The 22,377-nt window shown below is 72.1% G+C and carries 17 protein-coding genes; 7 read left to right on the top strand and 10 right to left on the bottom strand.

The features are described 5' to 3' along the window. The first annotated feature begins 7 nt into the window (after positions 1 to 7). A complete protein-coding gene (locus ACFQUV_RS25135; RefSeq protein WP_129609545.1) occupies positions 8 to 1,618 on the top strand; it encodes a PEP/pyruvate-binding domain-containing protein in 1,611 nt (536 codons plus the stop codon). 150 nt (positions 1,619 to 1,768) lie between these two features. On the opposite strand, the gene ACFQUV_RS25130 is transcribed toward ACFQUV_RS25135, so the two are convergent. Further along, complete coding sequence (locus ACFQUV_RS25130) at positions 1,769 to 5,449, bottom strand: ribonuclease E/G (protein ID WP_129609546.1); 3,681 nt, start codon at positions 5,447 to 5,449, stop codon at positions 1,769 to 1,771. A 663-nt stretch (positions 5,450 to 6,112) separates the two neighbouring features. Between ACFQUV_RS25130 and ACFQUV_RS25125 the strand changes: the two genes are divergently transcribed. Further along, positions 6,113 to 7,390, top strand: a complete 1,278-nt coding sequence (locus ACFQUV_RS25125; protein WP_244601609.1) for an N-acetylmuramoyl-L-alanine amidase — start codon at positions 6,113 to 6,115, stop codon at positions 7,388 to 7,390. A gap of 95 nt (positions 7,391 to 7,485) precedes the next feature. Here the strand turns inward: ACFQUV_RS25125 and ACFQUV_RS25120 are convergent, their stop codons facing one another. Together ACFQUV_RS25120 and ACFQUV_RS25115 are read right to left on the bottom strand one after the other, a co-directional pair. Then, a complete protein-coding gene (locus ACFQUV_RS25120; RefSeq protein ID WP_111387237.1) occupies positions 7,486 to 7,785 on the bottom strand; it encodes a type II toxin-antitoxin system RelE/ParE family toxin in 300 nt (99 codons plus the stop codon). Beyond that, on the bottom strand, positions 7,778 to 8,059 hold the full coding sequence (locus ACFQUV_RS25115; protein ID WP_244601610.1) for a type II toxin-antitoxin system ParD family antitoxin: 282 nt from the start codon (positions 8,057 to 8,059) through the stop codon (positions 7,778 to 7,780). Before ACFQUV_RS25115 ends, ACFQUV_RS25120 begins: the two co-directional genes overlap by 8 nt. A 277-nt stretch (positions 8,060 to 8,336) precedes the next feature. On the opposite strand from ACFQUV_RS25115, the gene ACFQUV_RS25110 reads away from it, so the two are divergent. Next, a complete protein-coding gene (locus ACFQUV_RS25110; protein WP_129609548.1) occupies positions 8,337 to 10,805 on the top strand; it encodes a penicillin-binding protein 1A in 2,469 nt (822 codons plus the stop codon). Between the two features lie 214 nt (positions 10,806 to 11,019). Here ACFQUV_RS25110 and ACFQUV_RS25105 read toward each other — a convergent pair whose 3' ends face one another. Together ACFQUV_RS25105 and ACFQUV_RS25100 are read right to left on the bottom strand one after the other, a co-directional pair. Then, the gene (locus ACFQUV_RS25105; protein WP_155479377.1) at positions 11,020 to 11,175 is read right to left on the bottom strand and encodes a hypothetical protein; all 156 of its coding nucleotides are present in this window, start codon (positions 11,173 to 11,175) and stop codon (positions 11,020 to 11,022) included. Between the two features lie 232 nt (positions 11,176 to 11,407). Further along, a complete protein-coding gene (locus tag ACFQUV_RS25100) occupies positions 11,408 to 11,575 on the bottom strand; it encodes a hypothetical protein (RefSeq protein ID WP_155479378.1) in 168 nt (55 codons plus the stop codon). Between the two features lie 413 nt (positions 11,576 to 11,988). Here ACFQUV_RS25100 and ACFQUV_RS25095 point away from each other — a divergent pair, with 413 nt between their 5' ends. Together ACFQUV_RS25095 and prfB are read left to right on the top strand one after the other, a co-directional pair. Further along, positions 11,989 to 12,144: a hypothetical protein gene (locus ACFQUV_RS25095; RefSeq protein ID WP_165363964.1), complete on the top strand. Its 156-nt coding sequence runs from the start codon at positions 11,989 to 11,991 to the stop codon at positions 12,142 to 12,144. Positions 12,145 to 12,282: 138 nt separating this feature from the next. Next, positions 12,283 to 13,414 (top strand): peptide chain release factor 2 gene (prfB, locus tag ACFQUV_RS25090; RefSeq protein ID WP_111388257.1). Its coding sequence is split into 2 segments (ribosomal slippage): positions 12,283 to 12,351 and positions 12,353 to 13,414, totalling 1,131 coding nucleotides; the frame shifts between segments, so codons are not numbered across the junction. Positions 13,415 to 13,466: 52 nt separating this feature from the next. Here the strand turns inward: prfB and ACFQUV_RS25085 are convergent. From ACFQUV_RS25085 to ACFQUV_RS25075, 3 genes are all read right to left on the bottom strand, one after another. After that, a complete protein-coding gene (locus ACFQUV_RS25085) occupies positions 13,467 to 14,990 on the bottom strand; it encodes a hypothetical protein (RefSeq protein WP_129609549.1) in 1,524 nt (507 codons plus the stop codon). A gap of 72 nt (positions 14,991 to 15,062) precedes the next feature. Next, positions 15,063 to 16,412 carry a peptidoglycan DD-metalloendopeptidase family protein gene (locus tag ACFQUV_RS25080; RefSeq protein ID WP_378396019.1) on the bottom strand — a complete coding sequence of 450 codons (1,350 nt, stop codon included), beginning with the start codon at positions 16,410 to 16,412 and terminating at the stop codon, positions 15,063 to 15,065. A gap of 529 nt (positions 16,413 to 16,941) precedes the next feature. Continuing rightward, on the bottom strand, positions 16,942 to 17,838 hold the full coding sequence (locus ACFQUV_RS25075; protein ID WP_371851700.1) for a polysaccharide deacetylase family protein: 897 nt from the start codon (positions 17,836 to 17,838) through the stop codon (positions 16,942 to 16,944). 497 nt (positions 17,839 to 18,335) lie between these two features. Between ACFQUV_RS25075 and ACFQUV_RS25070 the strand changes: the two genes are divergently transcribed. Further along, the gene (locus tag ACFQUV_RS25070) at positions 18,336 to 19,211 is read left to right on the top strand and encodes an enoyl-CoA hydratase-related protein (RefSeq protein ID WP_129608742.1); all 876 of its coding nucleotides are present in this window, start codon (positions 18,336 to 18,338) and stop codon (positions 19,209 to 19,211) included. Here the strand turns inward: ACFQUV_RS25070 and ACFQUV_RS25065 are convergent. Together ACFQUV_RS25065 and ACFQUV_RS25060 are read right to left on the bottom strand one after the other, a co-directional pair. Beyond that, positions 19,145 to 20,146 carry a P1 family peptidase gene (locus ACFQUV_RS25065; protein WP_129608743.1) on the bottom strand — a complete coding sequence of 334 codons (1,002 nt, stop codon included), beginning with the start codon at positions 20,144 to 20,146 and terminating at the stop codon, positions 19,145 to 19,147. The two genes, ACFQUV_RS25070 and ACFQUV_RS25065, sit on opposite strands and share 67 nt — an antisense overlap. Before the next feature lie 10 nt (positions 20,147 to 20,156). Further along, the gene (locus tag ACFQUV_RS25060) at positions 20,157 to 20,771 is read right to left on the bottom strand and encodes a hypothetical protein (RefSeq protein ID WP_129608744.1); all 615 of its coding nucleotides are present in this window, start codon (positions 20,769 to 20,771) and stop codon (positions 20,157 to 20,159) included. 264 nt (positions 20,772 to 21,035) lie between these two features. Here ACFQUV_RS25060 and ACFQUV_RS25055 point away from each other — a divergent pair, with 264 nt between their 5' ends. Further along, a complete protein-coding gene (locus ACFQUV_RS25055) occupies positions 21,036 to 21,770 on the top strand; it encodes a cytochrome c biogenesis CcdA family protein (RefSeq protein ID WP_129608745.1) in 735 nt (244 codons plus the stop codon). Positions 21,771 to 22,377 lie beyond the last annotated feature (607 nt).

The following is a 22,377-nucleotide window of genomic DNA, read 5'->3' as shown; positions in this document are numbered from 1 at the left end:
GGAGACGATGACGATCGTCAGGCTCGGACAGGGCGACACCGTGCTGGCGCCGGAGGCGGTGGGCGCCAAGGCCGCCAATCTCGACCGGCTGATCCGCATGGGCGTGCCGGTGCCGCCCGCCTTCGTGCTGCCGATCGCGCACTGCGTCGCGGTGCTGGCCGGGGCGCCCGGCGCCGAGGCGGCCATGCGGGACGACCTCGCCGCCGGCATCGCCTGGCTGGAGGAGGCGACCGGCCGCCGCTTCGGCGACCGCCGCCGGCCGCTCTTGGTATCGGTGCGCTCGGGCGCGGCGCGCTCGATGCCGGGCATGCTGGAGACGGTGCTCGATGTCGGCGCCACCACCACGGCGACACGGGGCCTGGTGCGCGCCACCGGCAATCCGCGCTTCGCCTTCGACTGCCGGCGGCGCCTGCTCGAGTCCTATGGCGAGACCGTGCTGGGCCTCGGCCGGGCGCCGTTCGCGGCGCGCCGCGACGAGCTGATGCGGGCCGAGGGCGTCGCCTCCGAGCGCGATCTCGACGGCGACGCCATGGAGCGGCTGGTCCGTGCCTACGAGGACGTGCTGGGGCGGGCCGACGTGACGGTGCCGGACGATCCGGCCGCACAGCTCGCCGCCGCCGCGCTCGCGGTGTTCCGCTCGTGGACGAGCCCGCGCGCCGTCGCCTATCGCGGCCTGGAGGGGCTCGACGCCCTGCGCGGGGTCGCCGTCACGGTGCAGGCGATGGTGTTCGGCAATCGCAGCCTGCGCTCCGGCGCCGGCGTCGCCTTCTCGCGCGATCCGTCGACCGGGGCGGCCGCGCCGGTGATCGAGATGCTGATCGCCGCCCAGGGCGAGGACGTGGTGTCGGGGCGCCGGACCCCGCATGGGGAGGCCGCTTTCGCGGCCGCGCTGCCGGAGGCGGCCGCCCGCCTCGGCACGCTGCTCGGGCAGCTCGAACGCGCCTTCGGCGACGTCCAGGACATCGAGTTCACGGTCGAGGACGGCGCCTTGTGGATTCTCCAGACCCGGGCCGCCAAGCGCACCCCGATGGCGGCGCTGCGCTTCGCCGTGGATCTCGCCGAGGCGGGCGTGATCGACACCGCCGAGGCGTTGCGGCGGCTCGCCGATATCGACGAGGCGGCGCTGATCCGCACCCGCCTGGCGGAGCCCGGCGAGCCGGCGGCGCGCGGCATCGCGGCGGCCGGCGGCGTCGCGGTGGGGCGGGCCGCCTTCGATGCCGACAGCGCGGTGGCGCTCGCCGCCACCGGCGACCCGGTGATCCTGCTGCGGCCCGACACCAGCCCGTCCGACGTCGCCGGCTTCGCGGCGGCGGCCGGCATCGTCACCGCGGTCGGCGGCCGCACGGCCCACGCGGCTCTGGTGGCGCGCCAGATGGCGAAACCCTGCGTGGTCGGCTGCGCGGCGCTCGTGGTGTCGCCCGGCTCCGGCCGCGCGACGCTCGGCGGTGCCGTGCTGCGGGAGGGCGACTGGCTGGCCGTGGACGGCGACGAGGGGGCGGTGCATCTCGGCACGCCGCGCACCGTGGTGGAGCGCCCGCCGGAGCTGGACCGGATCGCGGCGTGGCGGGCCGGGGCGGGCTCGGAGATCCGCGGCCAGCGGCTGCCGATGGCCCCCTAGGCCGGTTGGCAAGGGAGCGAACGCGACAGCAAAAGAGCTCCGGGACGGCGTCCCGGAGCTCTTTCGTCGGTTCGGTTGCTCGGCTCGTGTCGGCGTGAGCGGCGCCGGAAGGCTGTGCGGGCGCGGCCGAAGCCGCGCCCCGGCGAGAGCCTACGCCTTGTCGCCGAGCAGGCGGCGCGCCCACCAGCCGGTGCGCCGCGGCTTGGCGGCCTCGGCCTCGGTGGCCGACGCGGACTCGGTCGGCGTCGTGTTGCCCGCTGCCGCCGGCGGCGTGGTGCCGTTGGTTTCGGCAGCGGCGGCCGGCTCCGACGATCCCGTGGCCGGGCTGTCGGCGGTCGAGGGCTCTCCGGCGGTCGCGGCCGGGCGGCTGCCGTTGTCGCCCGCGACGCTGCTCGTCGCCTCGTTGCCGCGCTCCAGCAGGAACGACACCGGCTCGCGCACCGTCGAGCGGCGTCGCACCGGCTCGGGCCGCACCGGCTCGGGCTGCGGGGGCTCCACACGCTGCGCCTCGGCACGAGGTGCGGGCTCGGACACATCACCGTCGCCGGCGGCCTCGCGCCTCGCCGCTGCGCGCCGCGGCGTGACCTCGGCAGGCGGGGTGGCTTCGGCGGGCGGCGTGATCGACTCGGCAATCGACTCGGGCGCCAGCGCTTGCAGGGGCTCGGGCGGATCGATCGGCCCGAAGTCCGGCGGCGGCGGCACCTCGGCGGCGGCACGGCGGCCGCGGCTGCGCCGCTCCACCGGACGCTCCGGCGCGTCGAAGCCGGCCCCCGGCGACGGCAGGTTCTCGGGACCGATCTCGGTCGGCGCGATCTCGGCCACGCCGTGGGTGCGGATCTCGATGTCGCGGACAGACGGCCGCTCGGCGGTGGGGAGCGGGTCGGTCGTGCCGACACCCTCCGGTGCCTCCGCCGTCACCGCCTCGTCGAGGCGCGGCCCGCCGAAGTCGGCGATCGCTTCGGCGATGTCGGGCTCCAGCAGGTCGAAGCCCGGCTCGGGCGTGTCGAACGGGGCCGGGCTGCCGTCGTGGCGACGGTTGCGGCGTCCGCCGCGCCGGCCGCGCCGACGCCGCCGGCGTCCGCTCGCGTCGGTGTCGCCGTCACCGGCCTCGCGCGGACCGGCGTCGCCGGTCGATGCGTCGCGCTCGACCTCGTCGCCGTTGTCGTGATCCTCGAACGCGACCTCGTGCTCGGCGACGGTCTCGCGCGTCGTGGCGGTGTCACGGCCCGCGACGGTGTCGCGGGCGGCCACCGGACGCTCGCCACGGTCACGGTCGCTCCGGTCACGGTCGCTCCGCTCGCCGCGCTCCTCGCGCTCGTCGCCCCGCCGGCCGCGGCGGCGACGACGACGCCGGCGGCGGCCATCGCCGTCGCTCTCGCCGGTCTCCTGCTCGGCGCGCTGCTCCTCGGTGTCCTCGTCGTCCTCGACGACCTCGATCTCGCCGTAGCTGTCGGCCTCGCTCTCGTCCTCGTCCTCGTCCTCGATCCGGGCCGGGCTGGGGAGCGCCGCGGCCGCCTGGGCGGCCTGGGCCGCGAGGGCGCGGGCCTGCTCCAGGCTGTGCACCTGCTCGCCCTTCTCGATGACGAACGGATGCTGACCCATGACGTTGGGATCGGCCTTCACCGTGATGGTGAGGCGGAAGCGGCTCTCCAGCTCGGCCAGATGGGCGCGCTTGTGGTTGAGGATGTAGAGCGCCGTGTCGGTGCCGGTGCGGATCGCCAGATTGTGGGTGGCGCCGCGCATCAGCGTCTCTTCCAGCATACGCAGGCACTGCAACGCCACCGACGACACCGAGCGGACATGGCCGGTGCCGCCGCAATGCGGGCACTTCTCGGTCGAGCTCTCGAACACGCTGGTGCGGATGCGCTGACGCGACATCTCCATCAGGCCGAAATGCGAGATGCGGCCGACCTGGATGCGGGCGCGGTCGTTCTTCAGGCACTCCTTCAGGCGACGCTCGACGGCGCGGTTGTTCCGCTTCTCGTCCATGTCGATGAAGTCGATGACGATCAGGCCGGCGAGGTCGCGCAGGCGGAGCTGGCGGGCGACCTCCTCGCAGGCTTCGAGGTTGGTCTTGAGGGCGGTGTCCTCGATGTGGTGCTCGCGGGTGGCGCGGCCCGAGTTGACGTCGATGGCGACCAGCGCCTCGGTCTGGTTGAGCACGATGTAGCCGCCGGAGCGGAGCTGCACGGTCGGCGAGAACATCGCGTCGAGCTGGGTCTCGACGCCGTAGCGGGTCAGCAGCGGCTGCGGCTCGGCGTACAGCTTCACGTTCTTCGCATGGCTCGGCATGAGCATGCGCATGAAGTCCTTGGCCTCGCGATAGGCGGCCTCGCCGGCGACGATGACCTCGTCGATGTCCTTGTTGTAGAGGTCGCGGATGGCGCGCTTCACCACCGAGCCTTCCTCGTACACGAGGGTGGCGGCGGTCGACCGCAGGGTGAGGTCGCGGACCTGCTCCCACACGCGGAGAAGGTACTCGAAGTCGCGCTTCACCTCGGTCTTGGTGCGCGCCGCGCCGGCGGTGCGCAGGATGACGCCCATCCCCTCCGGAACTTCCAGCTCCTGGGCGATCTCCTTCAGGCGCTTGCGGTCCTGCGCGTTGGTGATCTTGCGGCTGATGCCGCCGCCGCGGGCCGTGTTGGGCATCAGCACCGAGTAGCGGCCGGCGAGCGACAGGTAGGTGGTCAGCGCCGCACCCTTGGTGCCGCGCTCCTCCTTGACGACCTGCACCAGCATGACCTGCCGGCGCTTGATCACCTCCTGGATCTTGTACTGGCGACGCATCCGTGGCGTGCGGTCGGGCAGCTCCTCGAGCGCGTCGGCGCCGCCGACCGACTCGATGGTCTCCTCTTCCTCCTCGCCGTGCTCCTCGTCGTCGTCCTCGTCCTCGTCGTCTTCGTCGTCCTCATCGTCGTCGAGATCGTGGCCGTTGGGAGCCCCGTCGGGGCCGGCGACCGGCGGCAGGATCTCGCCTTCGATCGGGGCCGCGGCCGGCTCGGCCGGCGCCTCGGCGGAAGCCGCCGCAGTCTCGGCGGGGGCGGACTCGGGCGCCGCGTCGGGGGCCGCCGCGGTCTCGACGGCAGGACTCTCGGTGGCGGCCGTCTCGTCGGCAGGAGCCTCGGTGCCCGAAGTCTCGGTGACGATGGCCGCGGGGACAGGGGTCTCGCCGGCAGCCGTCTCGGCCGGTGCAGCCGCGGCGCCCGTCTCGGCAGTCGCGACGTCGGACGCCGCGCCATCGGACGCCGAGATGTCGGCGGGCGCAGCGGTCTCCGGCTGGCCGGCTTCCGGCGCGCCGGTGATCGAGCCGGCATCGGCCTCGGAACGGGCGAAGTCGAGCTCGGTCTGCGCCTCGCCGGCGGACGGCGAGGGGGCGCCGCCTGCTTCGGCGACCTGATCGTCGGGCGTCGAGCCGTCGCTGTCGGGGATCGGCTCGCTGGCGACTCGGTCGTCGCGATGGGGCGGCCGCTCGGCGGCGATCTGGCGGGAGCCGCCGGCACGGGCGGCGGCGCGGCGGTCGGCCTCGGCCTCGGCGGCCCGGTGGGCGCGCTCCTCCTCGTCGATCAGCACCTGCCGGTCGGCGACGGGGATTTGGTAGTAGTCGGGGTGGATTTCGCTGAACGCGAGAAAGCCGTGGCGATTACCGCCGTAGTCCACGAAGGCGGCCTGGAGCGAGGGCTCCACCCGCGTGACCTTGGCCAGATAGATATTGCCTCGCAGCTGTCGGCGGCTCGCCGACTCGAAATCGAACTCCTCTACGCGGTTTCCGCGGAGCACGACCACCCGGGTCTCTTCCGGGTGGGTCGCGTCGATGAGCATCTTATTCGCCATGTGTGTGTCTCTGTGCGGCGCAGCCGTGCACGGGCCGGCCGCCTCGCGGGGCCGGGCAGGTGGGACGGATGATGCAGGCCGAAGGGGGGGTGGAACCTCGGGTGTCGAAGCGCACGTCGCGGTCCAGGGGGCGAGGACGGGAGCGCCGGCGCTCTTCCAAAGCGCCCGACGATGTGCTCCTCGTTCAGTGTCCCGGACATCGGCTCCGAATCCTGGGGTGCGGTGACCACGCGCAGTGGCCTCGACGGGTCAAGAGCTGGGGATCTTTCGCGTGAACGTCCCTACGGAGCGCAAACGCATTCAATCTTCCTTCGAAGGAGGCGACGGCTCGCTGCCGATCGCTGCTGCGATCCGCCTCGCGCGGCGACCCCGAAAACGGGGGACGGACCCTCGAAGCGTCCGGATGATCGAGCGATGTCACCGGAGCCTCGGAATCCACCAGCCACTCTTATTAAGGCGCGTCATGGCCCATTGGCAAGCCGGATGCTATTCACGTCCGGGCGAGAGTGGATCGGGAATCCCTGGCGGGTCAGCCAGTTGTCTCACCCGCGGGTGATCCGTTCCGGGGCCGGGCAGGTGATCCGGGCCGCGGGGCGCCGCGAGAAAGCCCACGTTAACCGTCAGACTTTATTCGGGGAAGCAGGCCGGGGAGGGGGCAGCGACGTGGCACGGAATGTGGGCCTCTCGCTCATCGTTGCCGTGGCGCTCGGCGTCCTGCCCGCCGGCGGGACACCGGCGGTCGCTCAGTCGGCGCCCGCCTCGCGGCCGCCGGCGGCCGCCCCTGCGAGCTTCCCGATCGCCACCGATGCCCGTCTGGCGGGCGACGCCGGCCAGACCCGATTCGTGGTCGACCTGTCGAAATCCATCGAGATGCGGGCCTTCACCCTCGCCGACCCCTACCGGGTGGTGATCGACCTGCCGCAGGTGACCTTCCAGCTCCCGCCCAAGGCCGGCGAGCACGGGCGCGGCCTCGTCAAGGCATTCCGGTACGGGCTGGTGATGCCGGGCGGCTCGCGCATCGTGCTCGATACCGCCGGTCCGGTGCGGGTGGAGCGTGCCTTCGTGCTCGATGCCACCGAGGGCCTGCCGGCCCGCCTGGTGCTCGATCTCGCGGCGGTCGACCGCGCCACCTTCCTGCGGGCCGCCGCCATCGACAACCGGCTGCCGCGCGAGCCCCAGCGGCGCACCGAGCGCGACGGCGTCGCTTCGCCCGGCGATCCGCGGCCGCTGGTGGTCGTCGATCCCGGCCACGGCGGCATCGATTCGGGCACCCGGGCGGCCAGTGGCGAGCTGGAGAAGGCCATCGTGCTCGATTTCGGCCTGATGCTGCGAGACAAGCTGGAGCAGACCGGCAAGTACCGCGTGGTGATGACCCGCACCGATGACCGCTTCATCCCGCTCGCCGACCGGGTCCGCCTCGCCCGCAGCCGCGAGGCGGCGCTGTTCATCTCCATCCACTGCGACGCGCTCGCCCGCCGCGATGGCGGCGCCGAGGGGGCGACCGTCTACACCCTGTCCGAGCACGCCTCCGACGCCGAGGCGGCCCGGCTCGCCGAAGCCGAGAACAAGGCCGACGCCATCTCGGGCGTCGATCTCTCGGCCGAGCCGGACGACATCGCCGACATCCTGATCGATCTCGCCCAGCGCGAGACCAAGAACTATTCGGGCCAGTTCGCCCGGACGCTGGTCGGCGAGCTGAAGTCGGCGGCGCGGCTGCACAAGCATCCGCTCAAGTCGGCCGGCTTCCGGGTGCTGACCGCGCCCGACGTGCCCTCGGTCCTGCTCGAGCTCGGCTACGTGTCGAACCGCGCCGACCTCAAGCTGATGACGTCCGAGGCGTGGCGCGCCAAGACGACCGAGTCGATCGTCGCCGCCGTCAACGCCTTCTTCCACCCGCGCCTCGCCGCCCCCGCCGAGACCGCCGCCGGTGGGGCGAATTGAGAGGGCGCCGCGCTCCGGTTCCCGTGGGACCGCATGCTATGGGGCCGGATGCTACGGGGCCGGGTGGTTCTCCCGCGTTCGCTCGGCTCAACCGGCTACGGGCTCTCATCGAGCCAGCTCGCCGGGTCGCGCATGCCATGGACGACCGCAACCACCAGCACGCCCTGCGGGATCGGCTCGTAAATGATGATGTAGCGCCCTTCGATCAGGATGCGGGCGGAGGGGGCCAGCTCCGGCCGAGCCACCCCCATCAGGGGGTTGTCGGCGGCGAGCTCGACCTTGTGCATGATGCGGCGGAGCAGCCCATCGGCGGCCGCCGAATTCTCCGCTGCGATGCCGGCCCAGACCTCGAAAAGATCGGTTTCGGCGCGCGGCGTGAGAAAAACGCTAGCCACGGGCCGCGAGCTTGTCCCTGAAGTCTGCGAGCAGGCTCTCGGTATCCACGGCGCGGGGCGGGCCGCTGGCCTTACCGTCGTCGTAGGCGCGCTTCAGCCGGGCGACGTCCTGGGCGCGGGACTCTTCACGCTGCTCCCACAGGCGCAGCGCGTCGCGCACGACGTCGCTCGTCGAGGCATAGGCCCCGGACTGGACAGCCTCCTCGACCTTCCCGGCCTGCCGCCGGGAGAGCGAGACCGTCAGCGTGCGCATGTCGGTTGCAGATTTACCCATGCCCCTATTATGGGGCGATCGAGAGGGCTAAACAAGCGAAGCAGGGTCCGAACCCTCCGGCTCGACCACGCGGGCGATCCCGCGGACCGGGCGCGCCGGGATCGCCGGGCCGCTCTGGCCCGAGCCTCAGTTTGACCATAAAACCGGGCGACCTACGGGTCTGGTGCGCCGGCGGACGGACGGAATCCGTCGGCTCGGCCGGCATGGGGACGGCGACGGCTCCGCCGGCAGGCGGAGCCCGGATGGCGCTGGGGACTGGCGCGCTGGGGACTGGGCGATGCGGCTGATCCTGCGATTCTTCGGCTTCCTGTTCACCCTGGGGACCATCGTGTTCCTGGTGGGTGGGGCGGCGGCCGCGGTCCTGGTCTGGCACTTCTCCAAGGACCTTCCCGACTATACCCAGCTCCAGGAATACGAGCCGCCGGTGATGACCCGCGTGCATGCGGTCGACGGCTCGCTGCTCGCCGAATACGCCCGCGAGCGCCGGCTCTACCTGCCGATCCAGGCGATCCCCAAGCGGGTGATCAATGCGTTCCTGGCCGCCGAGGACAAGAACTTCTACGAGCACGGCGGGCTCGACTTCACCGGCATCGCCCGCGCCGGCGTGCTGCTGGTCCAGAACTTCGGCTCCAACCGGCGGCCACAGGGCGCCTCGACCATCACCCAGCAGGTCGCCAAGAACTTCCTGCTCACCAACGAGGTGTCGTTCGAGCGCAAGATCAAGGAGGCGCTGCTCGCCCTCAAGATCGAGCGGACCTACTCGAAGGACCGCATCCTCGAGCTCTATCTCAACGAGATCTATCTCGGCTTCTCGGCCTATGGGGTGGCGGCCGCCTCGCTCCTGTACTTCGACAAGTCTGTCGGCGACCTGTCGATCGCCGAGGCGGCGTATCTCGCGGCCCTGCCCAAGGCGCCGTCGCAGCTCCACCCGTTCCGCCAGCGCGAGCGGGCGCTGGAGCGCCGCAACTACGTCATCGAGCGCCTCTCGGAGAACGGCTGGATCACCGCCGCCGAGGCGGAGGCCGCCCGCAAGGAGCCGCTCAACGTCACGCCGCGGCCGACCGGCGCCCACATCTTCGCGGGCGAGTACTTCGCTGAAGAAGTGCGCCGCGAGATCCTGGAGAAGTTCGGCGAGAAGCGCCTGTACGAAGGGGGCCTGTCGATCCGCACCACCCTCGATCCCAAGATGCAGGTGATGGCCCGCAAGGCGTTCACCGACGGTCTCGTCCGCTTCGACGAGACGCAGGGCTGGCGCGGCCCGGTCACCAAGATCGACGTGTCGGGCGACTGGGGCGTGCGGCTCGCCGACGTGCGGGCGCTCGCCGACGTGGCGCCGTGGCGGCTCGCCGTGGTGCTGGAGACCTCGGACCAGACCGTCCGGGTCGGGCTCCAGCCAACACGCGAGCCGGGGGGTGCGGTGTCGCGCGAGCGTGCCGTCGGGATCGTGCCGCTCGATGCGATGAAGTGGGCGCGCGCCACCAGCGGGCCGAGCCGCGGCAAGCCGGTCGCCAAGGCGTCTCAGGTGCTCGATCCCGGCGACGTCGTCTATGTCGAGCCGCTCGCCGGCAAGGACGGCCAGTTCCGGCTGCGTCAGATCCCCGAGATCTCCGGCGCCATGGTGGTGATGGACCCGGTGACCGGCCGCGTGATCGCGCTGGTCGGCGGCTTCTCGTTCGACCAGAGCCAGTTCGACCGCGCCACCCAGGCGATGCGGCAGCCCGGCTCGTCGATCAAGCCGCTGGTCTATGCCGCCGCCCTCGACAACGGCTATACGCCGTCCACCATCGTGGTCGATGCCCCGATCGAGATCGACCAGGGGCCCGGCATCGGCGTGTGGCGGCCCGAGAACTACTCGACCGGCAAGTATTACGGCCCACAGACGCTGCGCTTCGGCATCGAGCACTCGCGCAACGTGATGACGGTGCGGCTCGCCCAGGACATCGGCATGCCGCTGGTCGCCGAGTACGCCAAGCGGTTCGGCATCTACGACAACATGCCGCCGTATCTCTCCTACGCGCTCGGCGCCGGCGAGACGACGGTGATGCGGATGACCACCGCCTACTCGATGATCGCCAATGGCGGCCGGCGCATCACCCCGACCCTGATCGACCGCATCCAGGATCGCACCGGCAAGACCATCTACAAGCACGATCAGCGCGAGTGCCGCGGCTGCGAGGCGGAGGGCTGGCAGAACCAGGCCGAGCCCGGCCTGATCGACCGCCGCGAGCAGGTGCTCGACCCGATGACGGCCTACCAGATCACCTCGATCATGGAGGGCGTGGTGCTGCGCGGCACCGGCTCGACGGTCGCCGCCGTCGGCAAGCCGGTGGCCGGCAAGACCGGCACCACCAACGACGAGAAGGACGTGTGGTTCGTCGGCTTCACGCCGGAGCTCGCGGTCGGCGTCTATCTCGGCTACGACAAGCCGCGCCACATCGGCCGTGGCGCCTCCGGCGGCCACATGGCGGCGCCCATCGTCCGCGACTTCCTCAAGGTGGCGCTCGCCGACAAGCCGGCGGTGCCGTTCCGGGTGCCGCCCGGCATCAAGCTGATCCGCATCGACGCCCAGACCGGCACCCGCGCCGGCCCCGGCACCGCCAAGGCGATCCTCGAAGCCTACAAGCCCGGCACGGCGCCGGCCGAATCGACCGCCTATGCGGGCACGCTCGGACCCGACGGCCAGCCGCTCGGCGTGACCCCGGAGGTCGACCGGGCGGTGCGCACCGGAACCGGCGGCCTGTACTGAGCCGCCGGAGGCGGGTGCGTCCCGCTGTTACGTGGTGTGGTTGGGCCGATCGGGCCGCCTAGCCGCTTCGCGGCCTTGGCGGTTGGGCTATTCCGGGCGCAAAAAAAGGCCCCTGCCGGCAAGCAGGGGCCTTTCGCGTGTCGGTGGCCGGAGAATGGAGCCGCCCTGGCGGCGCGCGTGCAGCCGCGCGCCGGCGCTCGTTCGATGTCGCCGCTCAGAACTGGAGGTGCGGGAAGCGCTCCTGCGCCTCGCGACGCATCCGCTTCACCTCACGGATGGTGTCGGCGATGTGGTGCAGCGCACGCGCCACGGCATTGCCGGAGGTCTGAGCGGGAGCCATGGCGGTGTCGAGGGTGGTGGCGTGATTCATTGTTCACTCTTTCGTCTTCTTGAACGGTGGCGGCGTCGCGGGGGCGCCGTTTCGTCCCTGATATCGGGGGAAGAGGCGGCCGGAAACAGAGGCGGACAGGACAGATATTGTTGACGGTTCGGCACAGATCCGCGTGGACTGCTTCTTCGTATCCGCTGGATCATCCAAGACGAAAAGCGCCCCGGCGGACCCGCCGGGGCGCTTCCATGTGCGATCAGTCGATTGAATGAACTCAGCTTTCCATCGACGGATAGCGGCGCTGGGCGGCCCGGCGCATCTCCTTCACCTCGCGGAAGACATCGAGGATGGAGCTGAAGCCGGCGACGGCGCGGCCGAGCAGGCCGGCCTGGTGGCGGCGCGGCGCGTCGGCGTGGCGAACGGGGGTGGACGTCTGGGTCATGGGATCACCGTATTTCTTGGAGGGCGCCCGGCCCGGAGGTCCGGACCGGCGCTTCCGTCTCGTTGGGCATGGTTTAGAGCATCCTATTGCGGCGCACACATGACGCCTGAGCGATTTGAATTTGTTGATTAAAGTTTGGTTGCGATGCGACACGAACGGTTAACCAAACGGACCTTCGCGAAACAATGAATCCCGATGAGCAGGCCCACCCGGAGCCGGCTCGGGGGCGAGTGGGCCATCGGGGACGGGCGCGATCGTGCGGCGGCCATCAGGGTCTGGGCCGTCGTGGCGGGGCGAGCCGGGCGGCGATTCGCCGGCAGGTGCGGCGCGGCCGTATCGCTGGCCTTGCGCCACGGCCCGCCGCGTGGCGAGATGAGGGCGACAGCCGCGGGGGCGAGCCGATGGAGCGACCGATGGCGTTCGTCTGGGCCCGTATTCTGATGCTGGTGGCGGGCTGGGCCGCCGCGCTGGCCACCGCGCTGCTCTCCTCGTCGCTCCTCGCCACACCGCGGCTCTCGGTCTTCCTGGTCAGCGGCGGCCTGTGGACCTGCGCCCTGCTGCTCGACTGACCGGGCGTCTCGCCCGCCGCCCGTCCACGCGCGCGCCGCGACCGCGCGCCCCGGCGAGGCGGGTTGCGCGGCGGCGCCCGGCCGGCTACATGCGGCGGTCGTGAACGGGCCGCGGGCGGCCCGCGAGGTGAACAGTCGATGCGCGCCGAAACCCAGACGGTCGTCGAAGAGATCAAGCAGTCGGTCGGGCTGCTGAGGAGGCATCTTTGACTTCGACAAGGCACGCGCCCGACTGGCGGAACTGAACAAGCTCGCCGAGGACCCCGAACTCTGGAACGATCCGCAGAAGGCGCAGCGCCTGATGCAGGAGCGCACCAGCCTCGAGGACAGCCTGACGGCGATCGGCCGCATCGAGCAGGAGCTCGACGACCAGCTCACCCTCATCGAGCTCGGCGAGGCCGAGGACGACGAGAGCGTGGTCGGCGAGGCCGAAGCGGCCCTCAAGAAGCTCAAGGGCGAGGTCGACCGCCGGCAGCTCGAAGCGCTGCTGTCGGGCGAGGCGGATTCCAACGACACCTATCTCGAGGTGCATGCCGGCGCCGGCGGCACCGAGAGCCAGGACTGGGCCGCCATGCTGCTGCGCATGTACACGCGCTGGGCCGAGCAGCACGGCTTCAAGATCGAGTACCTGGAAGAGACCGAGGGCGAGGAGGCCGGCATCAAGTCGGCCACCATCCAGGTCAAGGGTCACAACGCCTATGGCTGGCTGAAGACCGAGCGCGGCGTGCATCGGCTGGTGCGCATCTCGCCGTTCGATTCGAACGCGCGCCGACACACCTCCTTCGCCTCGGTCGATGTCTACCCGGTGGTCGACGACCGCATCGTCATCGACATCAAGGAGGCGGATGTCCGCACCGACACCATGCGGTCGGGCGGCGCCGGCGGCCAGCACGTCAACAAGACCGAGTCGGCGGTGCGCCTCACCCACATCCCGACCGGCATCGCGGTGGTCTGCCAGGCCGAGCGGTCGCAGCACAAGAACCGCGCCCAGGCGTGGGCGATGCTGCGCGCCCGCCTGTACGAGCAGGAGCTGAAGCGCCGCGAGGAGGCCGCCGCCGCCGAGAACGCCGCCAAGACGGATATTGGCTGGGGCCACCAGATCCGCTCCTACGTGCTCCAGCCGTACCAGATGGTGAAGGACCTGCGGACCGGCGTGCAGACCTCCGACACCGGCGGCGTGCTGGACGGCGACCTCGACCAGTTCATGGAGGCGACGCTGGCCCAGAAGGCGTTCGGCGGCGGCCCCGGCGAGATCGAGGACGTCGACTGACGGCCTGCCGGGTGGTGCCCGCCGGCCACCTGGTCGAGCGTCACGCGGCCCGTCAGTTCCGCACGCAGGTGAGGACGCCGGGTGCGACGCGGCCGGCGACCCCCGCGCCGGTCCGGGTGCAGCGCCAGGCCGGATCGCGCGCCGCGGCCGGCGGAAAATGCGCCGTGAGCGGCCCGTTCAGCTCCGGCTCGTGAATCCAGATCAGCCCGCTGCGCGGTCCGGCCGCCGTGGTCCACGCATCGAGCCGCGCGATGTCGGCGCCCTGGACGACGTCGACGGCGACCGGCATGCCGGCGCGGTGGAAGAAGAACCCGCCGAGCGCACGGGCGAAGCGCGGGTCCATGGCGCCGAACAGCGGATTATCCCAGACGAAGGCGACGCGCTCGACCCCGGCCGCCATCAGGGTGCGCGAGCCCGACTGCGTCTCCAGATCGCGCTTGTGGCCCGGCACCGATCCGTCGGCGGCCCAGCGCACCGCGAGCATTCCGAACAGCAGCACGTAGACGAAGCCGCTGGCCGGCACCCGCCGGCTCATCTCGGCCGCCACCAGCGCGGCCCCGAGCAGGAGGCCGGGCACGCAGGGCACCAGGTAGCGCAGGGTGAAGCTCGGCCGGATGGCGCCGAGCCCCAGCATCAGGGCCGCCGCCGCGACCGACACCACCACGGCGACGGCGGCGGGGGTGGCGGTGGGGGGCGAGAGCGTGCGCCGCCTAACCCCGGCGACGAGGCCGCGCAAGAGCATCAGCACCGCGATCGCCAGCGTCCAGGCGGCGAGCTCGACGGTGCCGAACAGGAAGGTGGCGACGGCGGACATGTGCCGCAGCTCGACGAGCTGATACCAGGCGTGGGCCGGATCGGCGAAGCGGGCGAGGGTCGGCCCGTGCAGCCCGAGCCACGGCACCGCCGGCAGCACCACCAGGACGGCCGGCCAGGTGCGCAGCGCCCGCCGGCCGCACAGCGCCAGGTAGGCGAGGCCCTGGAGGCCGACCACCACGGCGGCCAGGTAATGGGTCAGGACGGTCAGGGTGCCGAGGCTGGTCCATAGGAGGGCGCGGCCGAGGGTCGGCGTCGCCACGAGGCGCAGGAAGGCGACGGTGGTGGCGGTGGCCAGCGCCAGCAGCAGCGCGTAGCTGCGCGCCTCCTGGGCGAACATCAGGCTCGGCCAGGCGAGCGCCAGAAGGGCGCCCCACAAGAGGCGTTGATTGCGGTCGAGCGCCGGGTTGGGCAGCAGCACGATGAACGGAGTGAGCAGCGCGGCCGCCAGGCTCGGGGTGCGCAGCGCCGCGTCGTCGAGGCCGGCGACCCCGGCCCAGGCATGGGCGAGGGCGTAGAACAGCGGCGCGTTGGGGTCTTGCAGCGCCATCGCGGCCATGGCCCGCAGGTCCGGCTGCGCCGCCACGACGCCGGTGACCGCCTCGTCGATCCACAGCGGGCCGGCCTCGCCGACGATCCGGGCGACGATGCCGATCGCCAGCGCGACCACCACGGCGATGGGAAGCAGAAGCCGCTCGGCCTGCACCCCCAGCCGGGTGGCGCGCGGGACGCCGCCGTCCTTGTCGAAAGTGGTGTCGGTCATGATCGGATCGCCGGTCGCGATCCTAGCCGAACCAGCTTAACGGCTCGTGTCTGGGTTGTGGCGCGGGTGGCTCTACAGGGCGCCCATGCGCAGGCCGGCGCGCAGGAACTTCTGCGGGTCGACGGCGTCGCCGCCGACCCGGGTCTCGTAGTGCAGATGCGGCCCGGTGGAGCGGCCGGTCGAGCCCATGCGGCCGATCACCTGGCCGATCTTCACCGACTGGCCGCTCTGCACCAGGATCTCGGAGAGGTGGCCGTAGCGGGTCGACAGGCCGTTGCCGTGGTCGATCTCGACCATCTTGCCGTAACCGCCGCTCCACCCGGCCGAGGTCACGGTGCCGTTGGCGGTGACGCGGATCGGCTCGCCGGTGCTGCCGCGGAAGTCGAGCCCGGTATGCATGGCGGGGCGGCCGACGAACGGGTCGATCCGCACCCCGAAGGTGGAGCTGAAGTCGACGTCGCCGGCGACCGGCTTGCGGATCGGGATCGCCACCAGGGTGCGGGTCAGCCGCTCGGCCTGGGCGCGGGCGAGGCGGACGCGGTGGATCTGGCGCTCGAACGCCTGGGCGCCCGATTGCAGCCGCACCGGCACGAACGGCCCGCCGACGCCGGTCTCGGCCGGGGCGGCGCGCTCCAGCCCGAGATCGGCCAGGAGGGCGCGGATGCGGCGGGCGCGCCCCTCGTAGGTCTCCTCCAGGGTCGCCAGCGTGGAGACCTGGCGGCTCTCGATGCGGTCGAGCGCCCCGTGCAGGCGGGCGATCTTGGCGTCGAGGCCGGTCAGCACGTTGCGGCTCGCGGTGGCGGCGGCCAGCGCCGGCGGCGGCTGGCGCGATTCGAGGCGGGCCTGGCGGTCGGGCGGAGCCTTGAAGATCACCGTGTCGGAGATCGGCGACGCCTTCGGGGTGGGCTCGGGGGGCGGGGCGCCGCGGCCGGGTGGCCGGATGGCGCCGGTGGGGGTCGGGTCGGCCGCGACACCGCCGATGCCGCCGAGCTGGCCGGCGCGGTTCTCGAGCTGCGACTGGCGGCGGATCACCTGCTCGAGCTTCTGCTCGAACTGCTCCTGGTCGAGGAGCTGACGGGTGGTCACCCGGTCGACCTGCGCCCGCATCTCGGCGATGCGGTCCTCGTAGGCGGCCTCGATCTCGGCCTGGCGGGCGATCATCCGGGTGATGACGTCGTCGTGGAAGGCGAAGTAGGAGGCGGTGACGACCGACCAGCCGGCCATGATCACCAGGGTGCCGACGACGGTCCAGAAGGCGACCGGGCCGAGCCGGACCTGGCGGCCCGCATAGCCGAACGTGAAGGCGCGGCGGACCGGCGATGCCGCGGTCCGCGGGGCCGCGGCCGGGCGTGCGGCCGGGGTGGTGCGGCCGGCCGGCTGCGGCGGCAGCGGTGCGGCCGGGCGCGGCCGACGCTCGTCGATGGGGACGTGGTGGCCGTAGCGATGATCGGTGCGGTGCTCCGGCCGATAGTCGCGGTGCTCCGGGCGAGGATCGAGGCGGAGGTCGGCGCGATGCTCGTAACGGTGCTCGCGCGGGTCGGCCGGGTGGCGCGCCGCCGCGGCCGGACCCGGATGGTGATAGGCGGCTCGCCCCGTCTCCCGGCCCCTCTCGACGGCGGCATGGTCGGCACTCGGCCGATCACGCAGTCGATAGTCGTTGGAGGGACGCTCGGTCATTCGGGCTCCGGGGTGGCCGGTGCGGGCGCACCGGCACGGCGAGAGCCGCATGACAGCACTGCATGGTAAAGAATCTCCCAACGAATCGAGGAATTTTCGATCCTTTGCCAATCCGTCCTGCGAGCCCGTGGCGGCCGGAAGGACGGCGCGTCACCGGCGTGGGCGTGTGCGGCCGGGCCTGCCGCCCCGTGAGGTTCGCCACCACACGACGCGCCCACAACGAAAAAGGCCCGCCGGAGCGGGCCTTTGTTTTTCCGGGAGATCGCGCCGCGGCTCACTCGCCGATGGTGCGCACCACGCTCGAGGTCGGGCGGCCGGCGCCGGCGGTCGGCAGCTTCTCGTTCTTGGCGATCATGGCGTCGTACTGGGCGAGCGATTGCAGCGGCGTGCGGCCCACCATGTGGACGACCTTGTAGCCGCCCTTCTTCAGCTCGGCCAGCAGCAGGGGCACGGCCTGCGCGGTGCCGTGCTGGAAATCATGCATCAGGACAATGCCCTTGCCGTGCTTCTTCAGCTTGTCCATCACCCTCTGGACGATCTGGTCGGGCTTCTTGATCCGGAAGTCGAAGGAGTCGAGGTCGGTCGAGAAGATGCCGACATTGCGCTCGCCCAGATAGGTCACCGCCTCCGGCGGATGCTTGAGCTGCGGGAAGCGGAAGAACGGCGCGATCGGCATGCCGATGGCCTGCTTCACGGCGCTGATGCCCTTCTCGATCTCCTCCTTCTGCTCGTCCGGCGACTTCTTGGAGAGGTCGACATGCGACCAGGTGTGCGAGCCGACCGAGTGGCCGGCCTCGTAGACCTGCTTGAGGATGTCCGGATAGTAGGTCGCGTGCTTGCCGATCGAGAAGAAGATCGCCTTCACGCATTCCTGCTCGAGGGCGCGCAGCACCGCCGGCGTGTTGCCGAGCCAGGGGCCGTCGTCGAAGGTCAGCACCACCTCGCCGGCGCGCAGGAAGTCGTGCTGCTTGAAGTGCTCGAAGCCGAAGCCGGGACCGCCGGTGGTGTCGATCTCGACCACCCGCGACACGCCGAGGGCGCTCGGATTGGTGCAAGCCGGCCCCTTGGCGACCGCCGGGCCGGAGGGCGGCGGCGGTGGCGCTGCGGTGGGCGTGGCGCCCGAGCCGCCCGGCAGGCCGGCCCGCGGCAGGCCGCCGGCCTGTCCACCCATCTGGCCGCCCGCTTGGGCGACCACGATGGGGTCGGCCCCCTGGGCCATGGCGCGAACCACCGGGCGCGGCTCGGGTGCCGCGGTGCCGGCCGGTGCCGCGATGGCCGTTCCGGGCTGGCCCGCGGCGGATTGCGGCTGGGCTCCGCCCGGCCACGGCAGCCCCTTCTGGGCGAAGACGATTCCGATCGAGCCGGCGACCGCCACGACGACGAGACCGGCAGCCACTGTGCGTGCACGCATGGCCTGTTCCCTTCTAGCTCGCTCGCCGAACAGTCGGATCGGGCCCGGACATGTTCCGTCGCTGCGCGACTCGGTCGGTCGAGAGCCACCTCTGGTTCATGCTAGACGAATTCGTTTACCAAATTCACTCCGATGCCGGCCGAATCACTGCCGCGTGATCGAGTTTCCCGCGAGTGCGCGGGATCTGCCACACTCCCGGCGGGACGGCGCGCGCCCGCGGCGGGGCGCCGGGGCGGCGTGCCGTGGAGGGAGACGACATGGCGGAGTTCGAGGACATCGCGCTGTCGGTGCGTGGCGGCGTTGCCCGCATCACCATCACGCGGCCGGAGCGCTACAACGCCTTCCGGGCGCAGACCTGCGAGGAGCTGATCACCGCCTTCGTGCGCGCCGGGGCCGATCGCGCCGTCGGCGTGATCGTGCTCACCGGGGCGGGCGACAAGGCGTTCTGCACCGGCGGCGACCAGTCGTCGCACGCCGGCGGCTATGGCGGCCGTGGCACCATCGGGCTGCCGCTGGAGGAGCTGCACACCGTCATCCGCGACGTGCCCAAGCCGGTGATCGCCCGGGTGAACGGCTTCGCCATCGGGGGTGGCAATGTGCTGGTGACCTGCTGCGATCTCGCCATCGCGTCCGACCGCGCCGTGTTCGGCCAGGTCGGCCCCAAGGTCGGCTCGGTCGATCCGGGCTTCGGCACCGCCTTCCTGGCCCGCGTGGTGGGGGAGAAGAAGGCGCGCGAGATCTGGTTCCTGTGCCGCCGCTACACCGCCGAGCAGGCGCTCGCCATGGGGCTCGTCAACGCGGTGGTGCCGCATGCCGAGCTGGACGCCGAGGTCGAGCGCTGGTGCGCCGAGATCCTGGCGCTCAGCCCCACCGCCATCGCCATCGCCAAGCGGGCCTTCAACGCCGATTCCGAATCGATCCGCGGCATCTCGGCGCTCGGCATGCAGGCGGTGAGCCTGTTCTACGAGACCCCTGAGAGCAAGGAGGGGGTGGCGGCCTTCCGGGAGAAGCGGCCGCCGCGCTTCCGCGGCGCCGGTCCAGTGGATGACGGTTCGGTCGACGAGGGTCAGCCGGGATATAGGTCCCGCCAGGCCGGCAGCGCCCCCGGGAACGGCAGGGCGGTCGCCTCGTAGACGCCGCGCGCGATGGCGCGGGCCACCACATGGGCGGCGACCGCGCCGAGCCGCGTCAGCCCGATCACCGGATCGCCGAGGATGCGGCGGCCGGTGGCGGCGGCGAACACGATGTCGCCGTCGAGCGGCGTGTGGATCGGGTAGAGGGCGCGGGCGAGGCCGTCCTGCGCCATGGTGGCGAGGCGCTTGGCGTGGGTGCGCCCCAGCGCCGCGTCGGTGACCACCACGACGAGCGTCGTGGCGGTGCGCGGCAGGCCCTTGGTGACGGTGGCGAGCGCCGCCGCCGGCACCGTGGCGGGCGAGCCGCGGCCGCCGAACTCGCGGTCCTGCTCGAACGGGCCGGCCCAGAAGTGCGGACCGTCCCCCACCGTGGCGCTGCCGGCCGCGTTGACGGCGGCGAGCGCCGCCACCGTGACGCCGTCCTCGGTGACCGCCGAGGCGGCGCCGATGCCGCCCTTCATGTTGACCGTGGTGGCGCCGAGGCCGGCGCCGACGCTGCCGAGCGCATGCGGGCCGGGCGTGGCGGCCGCCGCCGCCGCATAGCCGAGCTCGCGATAGGGCGGGAAGCGGCCCCACCCCTTGTCGCCGCCGTTGAGCAGGTCGAACAGGATGGCGCCCGGCACGATCGGCACCCGGATGTCGCGCACCGCGAAGCCGCGGTCGTTCTCGCGCAGATACGCCTGGACGCCGGCGCAGGCGTCGAGCCCGAAGGCCGAGCCGCCGGCGAGCGCGATGGCGTCGACCTTCTCGACGGTGCGGCCGGAATCGAGCAGGTCGGTCTCGCGGGTGCCGGGGCCGCCGCCGCGCACGTCGCAGGCGGCGATCACCGGCTCGTCGAACAGGATGCAGGTGACCCCGGAGGCGAGCTGCGCGTCCTCGGCGTGGCCGACCGAGACACCGGGGATGTCGGTGAGAAGATTGCGTCGCATCGTCATGGTCGCATCGTCATGGCAGCGGGTCCGGAATCGAGAAGCCGTCGCGCCGCAGGATGCCGGCGAGCCGCTCGGCCGCCGCCGCGATGGTGTCGACCCGCACGAAGGCGGCGCGCGCCTCGTCGGGGAAGTCCTCGGCCGGGCCGAGCAGCACGGTGCGGCGTGCCGCCGGCGGACGCTCGGCCTCGCCGCGGAAACGCGCCGCGATGGCCAGCTCGTTGCGGGTGCCGACCGATCCGGCGAGCCCGACCACGGCGTCGGCCGACAGCACGTTGACGTGGTTGCGCGAGGGCGCCGTCGTCCAGTCCTCGACCCGCGGCGGCAGCGCCGTGAAGATCGCCAGCTCGACGAGCGGGTTCGGGTAGGCGATGCCGTCGGGCGTGTGGTGCGGGGCGTCGAGATCGCCGGCGGGATCGCGCGGCACCATGCCGAGCGACAGGCCGCGCCGCGCCGGCACCGCCACGAAGCCCTCGGCGGCGGCCGACATCACGCCGAAGCCGGCGCCGGTGAGCAGATGGGCGCCCAACCCGGCCACCATGGCGCCGACCGCCCGGGCGAGGGCGACCCGCTCGGGCGGAAGCGGCGAGCCGCTGCCGAGGACGGCGACGACGGGAAGCCTGTGGACCATGACCTGTGCGCAATCGGGTGCGCGCCAACCGACACGGATTCGAGAAGGCCGTCAATCGGGCCTGCTACGGGGCGGAGCGCCTCACACGATCGCGGGAGGTAGCCCGGGCGTGCTTGCCCGGCCCGCCGCCAGCGGGCATCAAGGGCCGGCCCGACGAAGCCGGACGGGTTCGCGCAGTCGCTGCGCTGACGCAAGGAGAACGAGGGCGTTCCGGCGTAGGACGGGCCGACCCTCGCTCGATCGACGGAACGGACCGCTGACACCATGACCGACGTCTCGCTGCTCTGGGCGCTGCTGGCCGGCATCGTCAGCTTCCTCTCGCCCTGCGTGCTGCCGCTGGTGCCGCCCTATCTGGTGTACCTGGCCGGCAGCTCGCTCGAACGGGTCGGCGCCGAGGGCGCCGCGGTGGCGCGCGACCGCCGCGGCACCGTGGCGGCGGCGCTGGTGTTCGTCGCCGGCTTCTCGACCGTGTTCGTGGCGCTCGGCGCCAGCGCCAGCCTGATCGGGGCGCTGCTGCGGGCCTATTCGGGCGGGCTGTCGATCGTCGCCGGGCTCGTCATCATCGGCATGGGGCTGCATTTTCTCGGCCTCACCCGAATCGACGTGCTGATGCGGGAGCGGCGGCTCCCGATGCCGCGGCCGGTGGGGCTGTGGGGCGCCTACGCGATGGGACTCGCCTTCGCGTTCGGCTGGACGCCGTGCATCGGGCCGATTCTGGCCGCGATTCTCGCGGTGGCGGCCTCCAAGGACACGGTGCTGCGCGGCGCCGGTCTGCTGGCCGTCTACTCGGTCGGGCTCGGGCTGCCGTTCGTGGCCGCGGCCTTCGCGGTGGAGCCGTTCACGGCGTTCCTGGCGCGCTTCAAGCACCGGCTCGCCCTGGTCGAGAAGGCCATGGGGGTGCTGATGATTCTCACCGGCCTCGCCTTCCTGTTCGGGCTGATCAACCAGGCGAGCTTCCTGCTGCTGGAGTGGTTCCCGATCCTCGCCACCATCGGCTGAGCCGACCCCGCATCGGCGGCGCGCCGGTCGCGTCGCGCAGCGGGTCCGACCCGCGGACGCGGGGCGAATCGTCGCGTTCGGACCGCGTGCCCCGGCGGCGCAGCCGACGATCGAATCCGGCCGCTGCCGCGTCTCCCGGTGGGACTGAACACCGCTGCCGAGAGGCCCGACGCCCGCTCGTTCCGCCGCCCGAAATCGAAGCGTCAACTCGGCGAGACTGTCGCGGCGGAGAGCCGGCTTCTAATCCCCCGGGATGGGTCGGGCCGCCGCGGCGGTTCGCGCCAGGCCGTCAACGGCGCAGGATCAGGCCGTTTTTTCCGTGCTAATCCGGCCGGACATGTGCGGCCGCCCATAGTGCGACCGGCCAGGGTCCATTAGCCGAGGAAAATTACGTATTGGTCCTCGTTGACACTCAGAGATGTAAAGGTAGCATTACACTGGACTGTTAAGACAGAACGACACGAGGCGACCTGACAGGAACCGTGAGTCGTCCGTCTCCGGCAGAGGCTGTCGATCCGGGAGTTTCTATCAGGATCTACGATCCGGGAGGCTGCCCTCGGGCGGGATGGCTGGCGCGGGGCGCGAGCCGGGTAGGGTGCGCAGCCAC

The organism is Rhodoplanes sp. P11, from assembly GCF_964266735.1.
Lineage (GTDB): Bacteria > Pseudomonadota > Alphaproteobacteria > Rhizobiales > Xanthobacteraceae > Rhodoplanes > Rhodoplanes serenus.
This window is presented reverse-complemented; position numbering and strand designations above follow the sequence as displayed.

Coding starts and splice junctions, on each gene's coding strand:
- ACFQUV_RS25135 (WP_129609545.1), top strand. CDS start 8: ATGACGATCGTCAGGCTCGGACAGGGCGACACCGTGCTGGCGCCGGAG.
- ACFQUV_RS25130 (WP_129609546.1), bottom strand. CDS start 5,449: ATGGCGAATAAGATGCTCATCGACGCGACCCACCCGGAAGAGACCCGG.
- ACFQUV_RS25115 (WP_244601610.1), bottom strand. CDS start 8,059: ATGGGTAAATCTGCAACCGACATGCGCACGCTGACGGTCTCGCTCTCC.
- ACFQUV_RS25110 (WP_129609548.1), top strand. CDS start 8,337: ATGCGGCTGATCCTGCGATTCTTCGGCTTCCTGTTCACCCTGGGGACC.
- ACFQUV_RS25105 (WP_155479377.1), bottom strand. CDS start 11,175: ATGAATCACGCCACCACCCTCGACACCGCCATGGCTCCCGCTCAGACC.
- ACFQUV_RS25100 (WP_155479378.1), bottom strand. CDS start 11,575: ATGACCCAGACGTCCACCCCCGTTCGCCACGCCGACGCGCCGCGCCGC.
- ACFQUV_RS25095 (WP_165363964.1), top strand. CDS start 11,989: ATGGCGTTCGTCTGGGCCCGTATTCTGATGCTGGTGGCGGGCTGGGCC.
- ACFQUV_RS25085 (WP_129609549.1), bottom strand. CDS start 14,990: ATGACCGACACCACTTTCGACAAGGACGGCGGCGTCCCGCGCGCCACC.
- ACFQUV_RS25075 (WP_371851700.1), bottom strand. CDS start 17,838: ATGGGTGGACAGGCCGGCGGCCTGCCGCGGGCCGGCCTGCCGGGCGGC.
- ACFQUV_RS25070 (WP_129608742.1), top strand. CDS start 18,336: ATGGCGGAGTTCGAGGACATCGCGCTGTCGGTGCGTGGCGGCGTTGCC.
- ACFQUV_RS25065 (WP_129608743.1), bottom strand. CDS start 20,146: ATGACGATGCGACGCAATCTTCTCACCGACATCCCCGGTGTCTCGGTC.
- ACFQUV_RS25060 (WP_129608744.1), bottom strand. CDS start 20,771: ATGGTCCACAGGCTTCCCGTCGTCGCCGTCCTCGGCAGCGGCTCGCCG.
- ACFQUV_RS25055 (WP_129608745.1), top strand. CDS start 21,036: ATGACCGACGTCTCGCTGCTCTGGGCGCTGCTGGCCGGCATCGTCAGC.